General features: G+C 39.4%; 13 protein-coding genes. 10 read left to right on the top strand and 3 right to left on the bottom strand.

The window, feature by feature from the left end; translation table 11 throughout:
• Together LI126_RS14295 and LI126_RS14290 are read left to right on the top strand one after the other, a co-directional pair.
• The coding region (locus tag LI126_RS14295) for an asparagine synthase-related protein (protein ID WP_227165626.1) at positions 1-356 on the top strand (356 nt) is incomplete at its 5' end.
• An 867-nt stretch (positions 357-1,223) separates the two neighbouring features.
• The gene (locus tag LI126_RS14290; RefSeq protein ID WP_054753175.1) at positions 1,224-1,412 is read left to right on the top strand and encodes a DUF6472 family protein; all 189 of its coding nucleotides are present in this window, start codon (positions 1,224-1,226) and stop codon (positions 1,410-1,412) included.
• 144 nt (positions 1,413-1,556) lie between these two features.
• Here the strand turns inward: LI126_RS14290 and LI126_RS14285 are convergent, their stop codons facing one another.
• Positions 1,557-2,648, bottom strand: a complete 1,092-nt coding sequence (locus LI126_RS14285; protein ID WP_227165625.1) for a pyridoxal phosphate-dependent aminotransferase — start codon at positions 2,646-2,648, stop codon at positions 1,557-1,559.
• Between the two features lie 13 nt (positions 2,649-2,661).
• The gene (locus tag LI126_RS14280; protein WP_227165624.1) at positions 2,662-3,528 is read right to left on the bottom strand and encodes a DegV family protein; all 867 of its coding nucleotides are present in this window, start codon (positions 3,526-3,528) and stop codon (positions 2,662-2,664) included.
• A gap of 485 nt (positions 3,529-4,013) precedes the next feature.
• Here LI126_RS14280 and LI126_RS14275 point away from each other — a divergent pair, with 485 nt between their 5' ends.
• Together LI126_RS14275 and LI126_RS14270 are read left to right on the top strand one after the other, a co-directional pair.
• Positions 4,014-4,346: a PadR family transcriptional regulator gene (locus LI126_RS14275; protein WP_015528048.1), complete on the top strand. Its 333-nt coding sequence runs from the start codon at positions 4,014-4,016 to the stop codon at positions 4,344-4,346.
• 33 nt (positions 4,347-4,379) lie between these two features.
• A complete protein-coding gene (locus tag LI126_RS14270) occupies positions 4,380-5,765 on the top strand; it encodes a permease prefix domain 1-containing protein (protein ID WP_227165623.1) in 1,386 nt (461 codons plus the stop codon).
• Between the two features lie 8 nt (positions 5,766-5,773).
• Here the strand turns inward: LI126_RS14270 and LI126_RS14265 are convergent, their stop codons facing one another.
• Positions 5,774-6,799, bottom strand: a complete 1,026-nt coding sequence (locus tag LI126_RS14265) for a LacI family DNA-binding transcriptional regulator (protein WP_015528046.1) — start codon at positions 6,797-6,799, stop codon at positions 5,774-5,776.
• 223 nt (positions 6,800-7,022) lie between these two features.
• On the opposite strand from LI126_RS14265, the gene LI126_RS14260 reads away from it, so the two are divergent.
• The 6 genes from LI126_RS14260 to LI126_RS14235 all read left to right on the top strand — a co-directional run bounded on the left by LI126_RS14260 (position 7,023) and on the right by LI126_RS14235 (position 15,038).
• Positions 7,023-7,961, top strand: a complete 939-nt coding sequence (locus tag LI126_RS14260; protein ID WP_020437079.1) for an ABC transporter permease — start codon at positions 7,023-7,025, stop codon at positions 7,959-7,961.
• 16 nt (positions 7,962-7,977) lie between these two features.
• Positions 7,978-8,874, top strand: coding sequence for a carbohydrate ABC transporter permease (locus tag LI126_RS14255; protein WP_054753288.1), 897 nt, complete (start codon positions 7,978-7,980; stop codon positions 8,872-8,874).
• Positions 8,875-8,895: 21 nt separating this feature from the next.
• Positions 8,896-10,575 (top strand): ABC transporter substrate-binding protein, encoded by a 1,680-nt coding sequence (locus LI126_RS14250; protein ID WP_118187551.1) that lies wholly within the window; start codon positions 8,896-8,898, stop codon positions 10,573-10,575.
• Positions 10,576-10,600: 25 nt separating this feature from the next.
• Positions 10,601-12,085 (top strand): glycoside hydrolase family 32 protein, encoded by a 1,485-nt coding sequence (locus LI126_RS14245; protein ID WP_055172643.1) that lies wholly within the window; start codon positions 10,601-10,603, stop codon positions 12,083-12,085.
• 104 nt (positions 12,086-12,189) lie between these two features.
• Positions 12,190-14,010, top strand: a complete 1,821-nt coding sequence (locus LI126_RS14240; RefSeq protein ID WP_055158233.1) for an amylosucrase — start codon at positions 12,190-12,192, stop codon at positions 14,008-14,010.
• 56 nt (positions 14,011-14,066) lie between these two features.
• Positions 14,067-15,038: a carbohydrate kinase family protein gene (locus LI126_RS14235; RefSeq protein ID WP_195942329.1), complete on the top strand. Its 972-nt coding sequence runs from the start codon at positions 14,067-14,069 to the stop codon at positions 15,036-15,038.
• Positions 15,039-15,194 lie beyond the last annotated feature (156 nt).

Here is a 15,194-nt window from a genome sequence, read left to right as displayed (position 1 = left end):
CAATGTCAAAACTTACAGTAGGTAAGCAGCAGATGTGTGAGATCGCCTTTAAAGTAAATGAAGAGCAGAATAAGGTGGCATTCCGTACGGCAGCTGCGAAAGTGCTTCCAGAAGAAATTGCATTCCGTAAGAAGTTAGGATTTATCGTACCAATCCGTATCTGGATGGCTGATGAGAGATACAATCAGGACGTACAGCGTCTCTTCCACAGTGATATTGCAGAGAAATTCTTTGATGTGGATGCAATCAATGCGATTTTTGATGAATATGTTGGAGGAAATTCTGATAACTGGAGAAAAGTATGGACAATCTATACGTTCCTCGTATGGTATGAAGAGTACTTTGTGAAGAGATAATAAAAAGACTATATATTAAGACTTTAAACATTTTTAAGTGATGGGGTGGAAGCATAAAAAGCTTTGCCCCTTTTTGTTATCCCATTTGATTATCCGGGATATCCACGAAAAAGAGACAAAAGAAAATCCACCATATGCACCTACGCTATACAGTGGATCTTCACTTTGTTATTCCATCCATTGGAATATTCCTCCTTATTTACTTGATATCTATCTGAAACTATTATCTCAAATAGTGATTTTATATTTTATTTCATTTAATTTAATTATCCCATTGGAATATCCTTCTTTCGATTCTTTTTTATCTATTTTGGATTTTAACTTATCGTCCCATTGGAATTTACCTCTTTCAATTTATTTGTTTGATGATTTAATGAACTATCCCATTGGATTTTACCTCTCTCTCTTTAAATATTGTTTCCGTTTTTTAAATTACTCTTTCTGGTGGTTTGTACCTCTTTCTTTAGATTTTTAAGGATTTAATTTACCTTCCCATTGGACTATACCTCTGTTTCTTTAAAATTAATTCTAATGAAAGGATTAAGTGTCTGGTGGTTTGTCCTCCTTTTTGTTTTTTTATTTCGTTTCCTTTTGTTGATTCTATATTAACTCACAGATAGGCATTTGTCAATAGAAAATCAGAAAAAAGTTAAAAATAATTCAAATATACAGAAAATAAGAAATAAAACACAAAAAATACAGGCTATTAGTTGCGCCTAAGGTAATTGCATTAGACAGAAAAGTGGACGCAATCTATGAAAACATGGTATGATACTAAGAAAAGAGTTGCCAGCTGCACATAGAACGAACAGCAACAGAATGCAATGCTACAGGTCCTTGCAACGGGCGGGAAATGGAGAGAGAAAATTGAGTAAAGAGTCAAGAACCAGCTGTGAAACATGCACTTATTATATTTATGATGAGGAGTATGAGTGTTATCTCTGTGATAAGAATATGGATGAGGATGATTACATCCGTCTGATGACAAATCAGCATTATCAATGTCCATATTATCGGAACGGAGATGATTATCTTGTTGTTAGAAAACAGCTGTAGAATCATAGAAAAAGCAAGGAAGTACAAAAACAAAAGAAAGAATAAGAAGAAAAGCGGGAGAATCGTTGGATCAGATTCTCCCGTTTTTTAAGAAAGACCTTTGTGCAAGCACCGGTGGTTTCAGACCTTTTGTCCTTGGTATCATTAAATTGTTTTCAATACTTTTAAGAGCCGGTTATTGTCTTCAGGTTTCATAATGCAGAAGCGGATAAATTCGCCATCCAGACATTGGAAAGAAGAGCAGTCACGGATCATAAGTCCTTCTTTTATACAAGCTTCGAATACATCGAAAGAAGTTACTTCTGGTTTTAAAATCTTCACAAGGATAAAGTTTCCATATGGAAAATAAACCTTGAAAGAAGACATCTTTTTTAATTCAAGAAACATCCGGTCACGTTCCGTTAGGATTAATGCACGTGTCTGGCGGATGTAGGAAGTGTCTTTGAACATCTGCTCACCGGCATATGCTCCAAGGCTGTTTAAGGACCATGGAATCTGCTTTTCTTTCATCTGAGATAAGAATTCTTTATTTCCGGTAATGCCGTATCCAAAACGCATTCCCGGAGCTGCGTAGAACTTGGACACACCGCGCAGTACCATGAGATTAGAGAAATCTTTTGTGTATGGAACAGCGGTTACTTCCTGAACGGAAGGTGCAAATTCTACATACGTTTCATCAATCATGACAAAGATATCGCGGTTTGCGCAGAATGAAAGCAATGCACGCATTTCATCTTTTAAGATGGCAGAAGAAGTTGGATTGTTCGGATTGCAGAGAATCAGAAAATCATATCCATTTAATAAAGTCCGGCAAAGATCTTCTACATCTAATTCAAAATCTTCCGCTTCCTGAAGATGATAATAGTCCTGCGTACTTCCGGAGAAAGAAAGTTCTCTGGAGTATTCAGAATAGGTTGGACCAAGAATCAGAGTGCGTTTCGGTGCTCTTGTTTCAATCAAAAGTGAAATCAGTTCGCTTGAACCGTTGCCCGGCAGGATGAAATCAGCAGGAACATCGCAGTACTCAGCAATTGTGTTGCGAAGTGATTTATAATCTCGGTCAGGATAAGAAGAAAAGAGGTCCACATGATCCGCAACAGCTTCCTTAACAGAAGGGGAAAGTCCGAGTGGATTTACATTTCCGGCAAAGTTTGTAATACTGTTTTGGTCGATATGATAATACTCACTGATTTTCTCAATATCACTTCCATGAAAAACTGGTTTTGTATTCGTCATAGGCGTCTCCTCCTTAGTAGGTTTCGAATAAAATTCCAAGCGTATTTGGTCCACAATGGCTGGAAATCGTACAGCTTGCTTTCGTTATATGGATTTCATCAAAATGCATGGTTTCTTCAAGCGTATTCTTAACAAGTTCAATGTATTCAGGGGCAATCCCTGAGTGCGTGATAAAGATCAGAGATGGATCGATATCCGGATAAGCAGCAAGTTTGTCTTTTACATATTTTACAAGAACTTTATCAAGCGTTCCACGATATTTCTTTCCTACATTCATACTGCCATCTGCTGTGCTGACTTCAATACATGGCTTTAATTTCAGAACATTTGCTCCGAGAGCAGCGACCGTCGAACAGCGCCCACCGGCATGTAGAAATGTCAGCGTATCCAAAATAAAGCTGGCATGACAATGCTTTGTGCGTTCGCGAAGAGCTTCGGCAATGTCTTCCGCTTTCAATCCCTGCTCGATCATCCGACCGGCATCTGTTACAAGAAGTCCGGTTCCGGTGGAGAGAGAACAACTGTCAATCACATGAACATGCCCGAGCTCTTCAGCAGCAATACAGCAGTTTTGATGAGCACTGGAAAGTGAGCTGCCAAGATTGATATGGATCACTTCATAGTCTTCATCGACCCATGGTTTAAAATGTTCAATATATTCCGCAACATTGACGGCGGCTGTTTTTGGAAGGATTTTTTCATCATAATATTTCTGATAAATTTCTTCCGGTGTAATGTCAATGCCGTCCCTATAATCTTTTCCATCCAGAATGATGTGGAGTGGAAAATAGTGTACATGATAACGTTCTTTCAGTTCCTGATCCAGGTCACAGGTACTGTCGGCACTTAAAATGATCTTATTTGTAACAGAATCAGTCATAATTCTCCTCCTAAATTAGTTCGAAAACTTGAATCGTATGGCTAGTATGTATTTATACTGCATAATGTGTACACAAATTATAACATATTTTTCACATAGAGTATAGTTTTTGTATCCAAAAAACAATACAAAATAAGACTTTTTTGCTATTGTTCGCTCATAATTACTACTTGTTCGCTCTTACTATATTGAAAATGTAAAGAAGTGTGGATTCTTTTATTGACATATATAGATAATCGATATATAATCAAGCCAAGATATATAGATAACCGATATATCAGCTGGGAGTCAATCCCAAGCTGATATAGTCTCCGGCAGGATTGCAGAGGTGCGCAGTAGAAGTATGTCATGCAATTGCATGACGCGCACCTCGCAGCAAGAATGCCGAGGCATTCTTGAACTACTGTAAGATGAGTTTCATTCTGCAGTGAGAATGTTAAGAAATGTACGGTTAACGTAAAATCAGAAGATTAGGAGGAATTGTTATGGCAGTTGACAGAAGTCTGGTATCAGGAAGCACAACGATGTTGTTATTAAAGCTTTTATCTGAAAAGGATATGTATGGTTACGAGATGATCGAGACCTTAAGAGAAAAGTCCCAGAATGTGTTTGAATTAAAGGCGGGAACGTTATATCCATTGCTTCATGGAATGGAAGATAAGAAATATCTGACAGTTTATGAGAAAGAGGTCGGAGGTAAGGTTCGTAAGTATTACAGTATTACGAAAACCGGGAGGAAAGTTTTAGAAGAGAAGAAAGAAGAGTGGAAAATTTATTCATCGGCTGTAGTAAATGTGCTGAATGCAGCAGTTTGTTAGAAAGGGTGATGTTTGATGAGACGAGAGGAGTATTTGCATACATTAACAGAACAGATTCGCTGTAAGATGGCAAGAGGAACGATAGAACAGGAGATCAATGATCATATTGAGGATCAGAAAGAGGAATTCCTAAGTGAAGGAATGAGTCAGACAGAAGCAGAAGAAGCTGCGGTTCGAGAAATGGGTGATCCGGTAGAAGTCGGGCTTGAGATGGATAGAATCCACCGGCCGACAATGGCGTGGGGAATGATTGCGCTGATCATTGGACTAAGTCTTGCGGGCTATCTTTTACGAAGTGTTATGTATCAGACTGCTTTAGGTATTGAGCAGAGTGCAGGAAAAACAGAAGAATTGTTCTGGACAGGAATGTCATCCAGTTGGCATACGTCGCTGGAACTGCCGGCACTTTTGCTTGGACTTGTGCTGATGATTGGTATTTGCTATATGGATTATACGAGGATTGCGGTTTATGCAAAACCAAGCTTGATCGCATACCAAGTTTTACTTTTAGTTGGACTGCAGGTCACCGGTGCGAAAGTGAATGGATTAACAGGATATATTAGAATGCCTTTCGGAAATATTGTATTGAATCTGATTGACTTACTCTGGCTGACAATTCCGTTGTTTGCAGCTGTATTATATAGTTACAGAGGTCAGGGATACCGAGGAATTTTAAAGGCAATCCTCTGGATGATCATTCCGTCTTATTTTCTGATCATAAGAAGTCAGAGTCTGATTGGGGCAATGATACTGGAAGTGGTTTATTGTGTGGTTTTGGCGGTGGCTGTTCACAAAGGCTGGTTTCAGGTTTGTAAAAAAGCAGTACTTACGGGAATCGGAGCAGTAGTCGTTCTGATACCGGTTCTGCTTGCGGGAGGCCTCTGGTGTTTTGGCAAGGCTTACCAGAAAGAGCGTGTAGTGGCTATTTTATCGATCGGTGATTATGCAGCAAATTTCCCAGGAGTCAATGTGATTCGGGAAATGATTTCCGGAAGCTCAGCATTTCATGGCAATCCGCAGTTTAAAGAACTTCTGACATCTGTAGACGGAAGTGTCCATCTGCTTGCCAGTGTGGTAGCTGCTTATGGAATACTGGCAGGTATTCTACTGGTTCTTTGTCTGGCGGTTCTGATCCTTCGGTTTGCTAAGATTTCATTAAATCAGAAGAACCAGCTTGGTATGGTGATGGGAACAGGATGTACAGCATTGTTCCTGATTCAGACAGTAGTTTTTATATTAGAAAATCTGGGAGGAGTCGGTAATATGGGAATCTACTGTCCATTCTTTGGAACAGGAAGATCAGGTATGCTGACATCTTATATCCTGCTCGGATTACTACTCAGTATCTGCAGATATCAGAAGACAGCGCCGGAACCGGTAATCAGGTCCTGGCGCTGGAGGCAACGTTCTCAATCATGAAAAATAAATTATTTTGTTGTATTACGACGAATTAATACAGGGGCAATTTGTTTATGAACAGGTTCACCTAATGGTTTGGGAACACGCTTTTTCTGCTCGTCCATCTGTTGGACAAGAAGATCCATGGCAGTCTTTGCAATCACATCAATCTGCTGGCCGATGGTTGTGATCGGAAGGATTGCCTCGCTGGCAATCGGAGAGTTGTCAAATCCAACAATCTCATAAGTAGAAGGAAATGTTCCATATTTTTGGAAAATTAAATTAAGAAACATATTTGCATAGGTATCATTCGCGAGAAAGATACCTTTTTTTTGATTGGGGTATTTTGCTTCTATTTTGTTGAAAATCTCTCGGATTATGTTTAAAATCTCATGATAAGAATCACCTTCTACACTAAGATCTATATCATATGGAATATGATATTCTTCGCAAGTAGCCTGAAAGGCTCGGATTCGGTCATAAGCCGGGATGGATTTATTCACATTGACATTTATATGAATTAATATGTCACATTTATCCCGAATCAACAGGGACGTAGCTTGAAGTGCACCCATATAGTTATCAGTATTGACACTGCTGATATATTCTGCTTCGCGTTCAATTGCGATGACAGGAATCTGATAGGAAGCAAGTTTCTCAGATGGAAGAGTGTGACTTAAAACAATCAGTCCTTCAATCTGATAAGACAGAAGTTCTTCAATGTACTGTTGTTCTTCTTCAGCACCATGTTCACTGGCGAAAACAAGAAATTTATAGTGATAATCACTGTAACTGGAAAGGAATTGTGTCAGCATCTCAGAATAATAGTGCAGATAAAGGTTTGGAACAATGATTCCGATAAATTCACTTTTCCCATTTGCCAGAACCTTTGCCAGCTTATTCTTTTTATATCCAAGTGTATCAAGAGCCTGTGAAATCTTTTCCTGGTTTTCAACCGTCAGTGAATCCGGGTGATTGAAATATCTTGATATTGTAGTTTTTGAAAAATTGGTGTACTCCGCAATATCTGCAAAAGTTACCTGTTTTTTACTCATAAAAGTTGAATCTCCTTCAATATGATGGCTGATGGTTCATAATATCTTTTAGTATAGCAATTTTCATGGAAAAACGCAACATTAAAATAACTGGTTACGTAACCGGTTATTTTATCGCGCGAAAGTGTTGACAGAAAGAGAAGAATATAGTAATATCAAACTATAAAGTAACCGGTTACGTAACCGGTTTTCCATAAGGTTAAAGGAATGGAGGAAGAAGTGCATGAAAAGAATGCAAAATCAAGCAAAGTCCGTAAGCAAACGAACGTGGAGAGAAAAGATGACTTATATGAAGAAAAACTGGCAGTTATATCTTTTCTTCCTAATGCCAGGGCTTTTACTGACAATTATTTTTAAGTATCTCCCAATGGGTGGTCTCCTGATAGCTTTTGAAGACTACAATGTAATAAAAGGAGTTCTTGGTAGTCCCTGGGTAGGACTTGAGTATTTTAGGCGATTTTTATCTTCACCGGATTTTATGAATTATCTGATGAATACATTAAAATTGAGTATCTATGGACTGTTGTGGGGGTTCCCGGTTCCGATTATTCTTGCATTGCTTCTAAATCGCATCCGTAAGACAGGGATTAAAAAGAAAGTTCAGCTTTTGATCTATATGCCGAATTTTATTTCAGTCATCGTACTTTGCGGTATGGTTCGTATGCTTTTATCACCTGTAGGACCGCTGAACAAAGTGCTCGGAATTAGCACAAACTGGATGACAATGCCTTCTGCATTCCGAACAATTTATATTGCAAGCGGAATCTGGCAAGCAGCAGGATGGTCATCTATCATGTATACAGCAGCATTGGCAAATGCAAGCAAGGAGCTGGAAGAAGCAGCGACCATGGATGGAGCAAATCTTCTGCAGCAGATCTGGTATGTAGAGTTGCCGGCAATTAAAAATATTATTGTAATTCAGTTTATTTTACAGGCCGGAAATATTATGAGTATAGGTTTTGAAAAAGCATATGCTTTACAGACAGACATGAACTTGCCGGCATCAGAAATCCTGTCTACATATGTATATCGTATTGGACTTCTGAACGGAGATTATGGATATTCGACAGCGGTAGGTCTCTTCAATTCGGTTGTAAATGTTATCTTGTTGATCTTTGTAAACCAGGTTGTTAAGAAACTGAATGACGGAGAAGGATTATAGAAAAGAGGGAGAAGAGATGGAGAAAAAAAAGAAGAAAAAATATTCAAGGACAGACAAAGTAATCCTTGGAATCGGATTTACCATTCTTGGTTTATTCGTCCTTTCTATAGCAATACCGATTATCTATGTAGTACTTGCATCCTTTATGGATCCGACTGTTTTGAATAACCAGGGATTGAGTTTTAATATTAAGGACTGGACATTAGATGCATATCGAAGAGTATTAGAGAATGAAATGATCTGGCGTGGCTTTTTAAATTCCTTCCTGTATTCACTTGCATTTACAGTTATTTCTGTTTTTGTGACATTGTTGGCAGCGTATCCACTGTCCAAAAAAGAATTTGTAGGAAGAAAGGTTTTTAATATTATCTTCTTAATTACTATGTTTTTTGGCGGTGGAATGATTCCTACATTCATTTTGATCAATCAATTGCATATGGTTAATACAGTGTGGGCAATCCTGATTCCAGGAGCATTTAATGTATGGAATATGATTCTTGCAAGAACTTATTATCAGTCAATTCCAACAGAATTAAGAGAAGCATCTGCGATTGATGGAGCGAATGAAATTCAACATTTCTTTAAAATTATGATTCCGGTATGTAAGCCAATCATTGCAGTACTGGCGCTTTGGTCTTTCGTTGGAATGTGGAACAGTTATTTCGACGCAATGATTTATTTGAATGATGCGAATTTGCAGCCATTACAGTTAGTACTCCGTTCTATCTTAGTACAGAATACACCACAGCCGGGCATGATTGCCGATATTCAGAGCACAGCGGAAATGGCAAAAATAGCAGAACAGCTCAAATATGCAACCATTGTAGTATCAAGTTTACCACTGTTAGTAATGTACCCATTCTTCCAGAAGTACTTTGACAAAGGAATTATGGTTGGATCGGTAAAAGGCTAATAAGAAAGGAATGATACAGATATGAAGAAAAGAAAAGTAAATGCATTACTTGCAATTGTACTATCTCTGACGATGCTGGTGGGAGTTACAGGTTGTGGAAAAGAGCAGCAGCTTGAAGCTGAAATCAACCCGGATACACCTGCAACGGAAGTGCAGTTTCCATTGAAGGAAACCGCAGAGCTTTCCTTTATTACAAGTGCACCGGCTACATCAACACAGGAGCCAAATGAACGAGTAATCTTTCAGAGAATGGAAGAGCAGACGAATGTTCATATTGATTGGACTTGTTTTGTATCGGATCAGTTTTCTGATAAGAAAAATCTGGCACTTGCTCAATTTGGAAATCTACCGGACGGATTATTCAATGCAGGAATGAGTGATTATGATCTATTGCGTTATGCAAAGCAGGGTATCATTATTCCATTAGAGAATCTGATAGATAAATATATGCCGAATTTACAGGCAGTATTTGAAAAATATCCAGAATATAGGACAATGTGTACAGCACCAGATGGACATATTTATTCATTCCCTTGGATTGAACAGCTTGGAGCCGGGAAAGAAGCCATTCAGGCAATCGGAGATATTCCATATATTAACAAAAAATGGCTGGATTATCTAGGACTTGAGATTCCGACAACAACAGATGAATTGGAACAGGTATTGATTCAATTCCGTGATCATGCAGATGAACTTGAAAAAGAATTTTCAATCGAAGGTGATGTGATTCCAATGTCATTTATTATCAATAACGGAGACCAAGATCCGGCAATTCTAATGAATGGGTTTGGAGAAGGTTATGGAGACACGGGAGATCATTTCGCTGTAACGGATGAAGGAAAAGTTATTTACACAACTGTTCAGGAAGGTTATAAAGAAGGAATTGAATGGTTACATAAACTTGTGACAGAGGATTTAGTTGACCCAGAAGCATTTACACAAGAGTGGTCTACCTATGTAGCAAAAGGTAAGAACCATCGATACGGTCTCTGTTTCACATGGGACATTGCAAATATTGATAACAATGAAGATTATGTGATGCTACCGGCGCTGACGGGGCCGAATGGCATGAGAAATATCACGAGACAGAACAACAGTGAAACAAGTGGATTTGACCGTGGAAGATGTGTTCTTACGTCAAGTTGTCGGAATACAGCACTTGCTGCTGCATGGATTGACCAGATGTATGCACCACTTCAATCACCACAGAATAACTGGGGAACTTATGGAGAAAAGGACTCCTTTAACATTTTTGAACTGTCCACAAACAAAGATGGTGGAGAAATGCTAAAGCATATGGATCTTGGAACACAGTCTCCGGTAGAAGTGCGTGAGGCACAATCGGTAAATGGCCCTCTTGCAGTTTTAAATGAATACTATGATGTATATGTAACACAGCCGGAAGATGCAAAATGGCGTTTGGATAATATGCATGAAACTTATTTACAGGATATGAACAGTAAATATGTTTATCCAAATGTCTTTATGAGCATTGATGATACGAATAAAGTATCTCAGTACGATACAGATATAAAAAAATATGCAGAACAGAAGAAAGCAGACTGGATCCTGAATGGAGGAATTGAAAAAGAGTGGGATTCCTATCTAAAGAAAATGGAACAGTATGGGCTTTCAGATTATCTTTCAATTAAACAGAAGTACTTTGATGAGTATCAGAAGTCATTAAGTGAAGAAAAATAACGATACGAACAACAGGAGAATTTGCATGAGTGAGATGTTAGAAAAGGCTAGAAAATATGAAGATGAACAGGGAAAGCAGATAAAAGCAGAAGACAGACCGGCTTTTCATGTGAGTCCGTATGTAGGCTGGATGAATGATCCGAATGGATTTTCATACTATCAGGGAGAATATCATTTATTTTATCAGTATAATCCATACGATACACATTGGGACAGTATGCATTGGGGGCATGTGGTAAGTAAAGACTTATTGCATTGGGAATATCTCCCGGCAGCTCTTGCACCAGATGAAGACTACGATAAGATGGGCTGTTTCTCAGGAAGCGCAATCGAGTTGGATGATGGCAGACAATTGCTTATGTATACAGCCGTAGATCATGAAACATTAGAAGATGGAAGTAAAAGAGATATACAGACACAGGCGGTAGCTGTCGGAGACGGAAGAGATTATGTGAAGTATGAGAAGAATCCGGTCTTGACAGAAAAGGATCTTCCGGAAGGTGCAAGTAAAGTGGATTTCCGTGATCCAAAGATCTGGAAAGGAAAAGACGGAAACTTCTATTGTGTGATCGGAAGCAGACCGGCAGACGGAAGCGGACAGATTCTTCTTTACAGAAGTGCAAATGGATTTGACTGGGAATTTGTCAGTATCCTTGCAGAAAATAAGAAACGTTTCGGAAAGATGTGGGAGTGTCCGGATTTCTTTGAACTGGATGGAAAACACATTCTCCTGACAAGTCCGCAGGATATGTTACCGGAAGGTTTGGAATATCATACCGGAAACGGCACTTTATGTATCATAGGAGAAATGGACAAGGATACATATACCTTAAAAGAGCAGTTCAATCAGTCTGTGGATTATGGAATTGATTTTTATGCAATGCAGACAGTGGAAGCACCGGATGGCCGCAGAATTATGATCGGCTGGATGCAGAACTGGGATACGCTTGCTCATCGTTGTAATGACTCAAAATGGTTTGCGCAAATGAGTCTGCCGAGAGAATTGTCTGTGAAGAACGGAAGACTTTATCAAACTCCAATCAAAGAACTCGATGCACTGCGCAAAAACAGAGTTGAGTACAACGATGTAGTAATAGATAATGATACGATCACATTAGATCGCGTCGAAGGACGAACCATCGACATGGAACTCGTGATACGTCCGGAAGATAAAGAAAATGTATATAAGAAATTCGCATTACGTTTTGCACAGAATGAGAAATTCCATACAGAATTGAGCTTCCGCCCGTATGAGTCTGTATTGAAAATTGACAGAAAATTTTCAGGAACCGAACGAGCACTGGTTCATCAGAGAAGATGTCTGGTAAATGGAGATGCCAATGAGTTAAAGCTTCGTGTGATTCTGGACAGATTCAGCGCAGAAGTATTTATTAATGATGGCGAGCAGGTTATGTCTGTTGTTATGTTTACAGAACAGGAAGCAAACGGAATTTCATTCTTTGCTGATGGTGCAGCTAAAATCGATGTAGTGAAATATGATCTGGTATAGAAGTTACATGATAAATATACATTGAGATTGAAAATGCATGGATAATGATAAGGGGATTCCTGATTAAGGAATCCCCTTATGTAGTATAGGAGTATATAGTATTGATGATAGAAGTAAGAAGAAAAAGACATGAAAACGAACTGCACGAAAAATATATGCAGTTGTATCATAATGAACAATGTTATGAAGAATTAATGCAGTCATTGGAAGAGGCTTATCAGAACAGACCTGCTGAACTTAGACGGTTAGATAATAAAAGAGAAAAAGAACCGAATTGGTATCGAAACAGAAATATGCTTGGGATAACGATGTATCCGAAGCTATTTGCAGGGGGATTAAACGGTGTGATAGAGCATTTGGATTATTTGTCTGAGCAGAAGATCACCTATCTTCATCTGATGCCGCTTCTGAAAATGCCGCATCCATATAATGACGGTGGCTATGCGGTAGAGGATTTTAAACAGGTAGATCCTGAAATTGGAACAAACGAAGAGTTGGAAAAGTTGACAAAAGAGCTGAGAAAACGCGGAATCAGTCTGTGTCTGGATGTTGTTATGAATCATACAGCAGATACGCATGAGTGGGCGATGCGAGCCAAAAGAGGCGAACAGGAATATATGGATCGCTATCAGTGTTATGAGACACGCGAGATTCCGGATCAGTTTGAGAAGACGATGCCGCAGGTGTTCCCGGAAACTGCGCCGGGCAACTTTACATGGTGTGAAGAGATGCACAGACATGTGCTCACAACATTTTATCCTTATCAGTGGGATCTGAATTATCACAATCCGAAAGTATTTAATGAAATGATAGGAAATATCCTGTATCTGGCTAATATGGGAGTGGAAGTATTCCGTATTGATGCAGTTCCGTATATTTGGAAGGAGTTGGGAACCAACTGCAGAAATCTTCCGCAAGTTCATAGTATTGTCCGTATGCTGCGTATGATCCTTGAAATGGTTTGCCCAGGTGTGATCTTAAAAGGCGAGGTTGTTATGGAGCCAAAAGAACTTCCGGTTTATTTTGGAACAGAGCAAGAGCCGGAATGCCATATGTTATACGGTGTTTCCAGTATGGTGAATCTGTGGGCAGCACTGGCTACAAGAGACACAAGAATGCTGAAGCATCAGATGGATGTGATTCACAGTCTTCCGAAGAACTGCTATTTTGTCAATTACCTTCGCTGTCATGATGATATCGGCTGGGGCCTGGATGAAGAGCAGGAGAAGAAGCTGGAGATAGATCCGATTCAGCACAAAGAATATTTATATCATTTCTTTGAGGGGACATATCCGTACAGCTTTGCTCGTGGAGAGCTCTATAATTACGATCCGGTGACCAAAGATGCCAGAAGCTGTGGAACAACGGCAAGTCTGTGTGGAATCGAAAAAGGTGGATTTGAAGGAGATCTTGAGCAGGTGAAACAGGGAATCCAGAGAGTGCTGATGATGCATGCGGCATGTATGAGCATGGAAGGTTTTGTGATGCTTTCATCCGGAGATGAGATCGGTCAGGTCAATGATTACAATTATAAGAAAAACCCGGATACTGCTGCGGACAGTCGATATCTGCATCGAAGTCCGTTCCAGTGGGAGAATGCAGAGAAGAGAAAAAAACCAGGTACTGTACAGTATGCGATCTGGAATGGTTTAAAACAGATGGAAGAATTCAGACGTGAGGAAAATTGCTTTGGAGAGACTGCCGGTATCTCTACATGGGATACAGGAAATTCCTCAGTCTTCGCAATCAGAAGGACAGCAGGAAGAGAAGAACTGATCTGTCTGGCTAATTTCTCGGAGTATGGACAGAATGCCTGGCTGAATTGTCTGGAAGGTGAATATGAAGATTTATTTACAGGAGAAAAACTGGAGATGAATTCGGTATGGATGAATCCTTATCAGTACAGATGGTGTGTGAAAAAATAGAAATCTGTTGAGAATAGAAAAAATGTTGTCGCTTTGGCAGCAGAATGGAGAAGGAAATGAAAAAATATGATGTAGTAGCACTTGGAGAATTATTGATTGATTTTACAGAAAACGGAAAGAGCAATCAGGGAAATCCTCTTTTTGAGGCAAACCCAGGAGGAGCACCGTGTAATGTGCTTGCGATGCTGACAAAGTTAGGACATAAGACAGCATTTATCGGAAAAGTAGGTGAAGACTTTTTCGGAGAGCAGTTAAGAGATGCAATTACAGAAGTTGGGATCGACGCATCCGGATTATGCACAGATAAAGAAATCCATACAACACTTGCTATGGTACATACTTATCCGGACGGAGACAGAGATTTTTCATTTTATCGTAATCCGGGAGCAGATATGATGCTGAACAAAGAAGAGATTTGTGAAGAACTTATCAAAGAAACAAAGATCTTCCATTTCGGGACATTGTCTATGACACATGAAGGAGTGCGCGAAGCAACAAAAGAAGCCATTCGTATTGCGGAAGAGTCCGGTGCGATTATTTCTTTTGACCCGAACTTACGTCCTCCACTTTGGAATTCACTGGATGAGGCAAAAGAGCAGGTGTTATACGGTCTCGGACATTGCCAGATTCTTAAAATCTCTGACAATGAGATTCAGTGGCTGACAGGTGAAGAGGATTATACTGCAGGTGTAAACTGGATCAGAGAAAGATATCAGATTCCGCTGATTCTTGTATCTATGGGAAAAGAAGGAAGCCGTGCATACTATAATGGAAGCATTGTAGAGGTAAAACCGTTCCTTCAGAAAAATACAATTGAGACAACAGGAGCCGGAGATACATTCTGCGGTTGTGTATTACATTATATCTGTGAACATGGAATGGAAGACTTAAAGGAAGAAAACCTGAAAGATATGCTGACATTTGCAAATGCGGCAGCTTCTGTGATCACAACAAGAAAAGGTGCACTGCGCGTAATGCCTACAAGAGATGAAATCCAGAATCTGCTGATCGAGCGAGCTGCAGAGTAATATGTGCTGAAAAATAGTTGAGAAGAATAATACTCTGAAAAACGAAACAGAGAGGATACGCAAGTTACAAACGTATTCTCTCTGTTTTGTTCTCACTCATATCTAGTAACTGTTCAGAGCCAACCTCCAAAATGCTACGCATTTCGTCGGTGTGGC

The organism is Mediterraneibacter sp. 210702-DFI.5.30 (assembly GCF_020560115.1).
Classification (GTDB): domain Bacteria; phylum Bacillota; class Clostridia; order Lachnospirales; family Lachnospiraceae; genus Mediterraneibacter; species Mediterraneibacter faecis.
Note: the sequence above shows the minus strand (reverse complement) of the source record. Positions and strands in the feature narration are given on the sequence as shown.

Excerpts from the sequence above, each read along its gene's own strand:
- LI126_RS14285 (WP_227165625.1), bottom strand. The coding sequence starts at position 2,648 with ATGACGAATACAAAACCAGTTTTTCATGGAAGTGATATTGAGAAAATC.
- LI126_RS14280 (WP_227165624.1), bottom strand. The coding sequence starts at position 3,528 with ATGACTGATTCTGTTACAAATAAGATCATTTTAAGTGCCGACAGTACC.
- LI126_RS14275 (WP_015528048.1), top strand. The coding sequence starts at position 4,014 with ATGGCAGTTGACAGAAGTCTGGTATCAGGAAGCACAACGATGTTGTTA.
- LI126_RS14265 (WP_015528046.1), bottom strand. The coding sequence starts at position 6,799 with ATGAGTAAAAAACAGGTAACTTTTGCAGATATTGCGGAGTACACCAAT.
- LI126_RS14260 (WP_020437079.1), top strand. The coding sequence starts at position 7,023 with ATGAAAAGAATGCAAAATCAAGCAAAGTCCGTAAGCAAACGAACGTGG.
- LI126_RS14255 (WP_054753288.1), top strand. The coding sequence starts at position 7,978 with ATGGAGAAAAAAAAGAAGAAAAAATATTCAAGGACAGACAAAGTAATC.
- LI126_RS14250 (WP_118187551.1), top strand. The coding sequence starts at position 8,896 with ATGAAGAAAAGAAAAGTAAATGCATTACTTGCAATTGTACTATCTCTG.
- LI126_RS14245 (WP_055172643.1), top strand. The coding sequence starts at position 10,601 with ATGAGTGAGATGTTAGAAAAGGCTAGAAAATATGAAGATGAACAGGGA.
- LI126_RS14240 (WP_055158233.1), top strand. The coding sequence starts at position 12,190 with ATGATAGAAGTAAGAAGAAAAAGACATGAAAACGAACTGCACGAAAAA.
- LI126_RS14235 (WP_195942329.1), top strand. The coding sequence starts at position 14,067 with ATGAAAAAATATGATGTAGTAGCACTTGGAGAATTATTGATTGATTTT.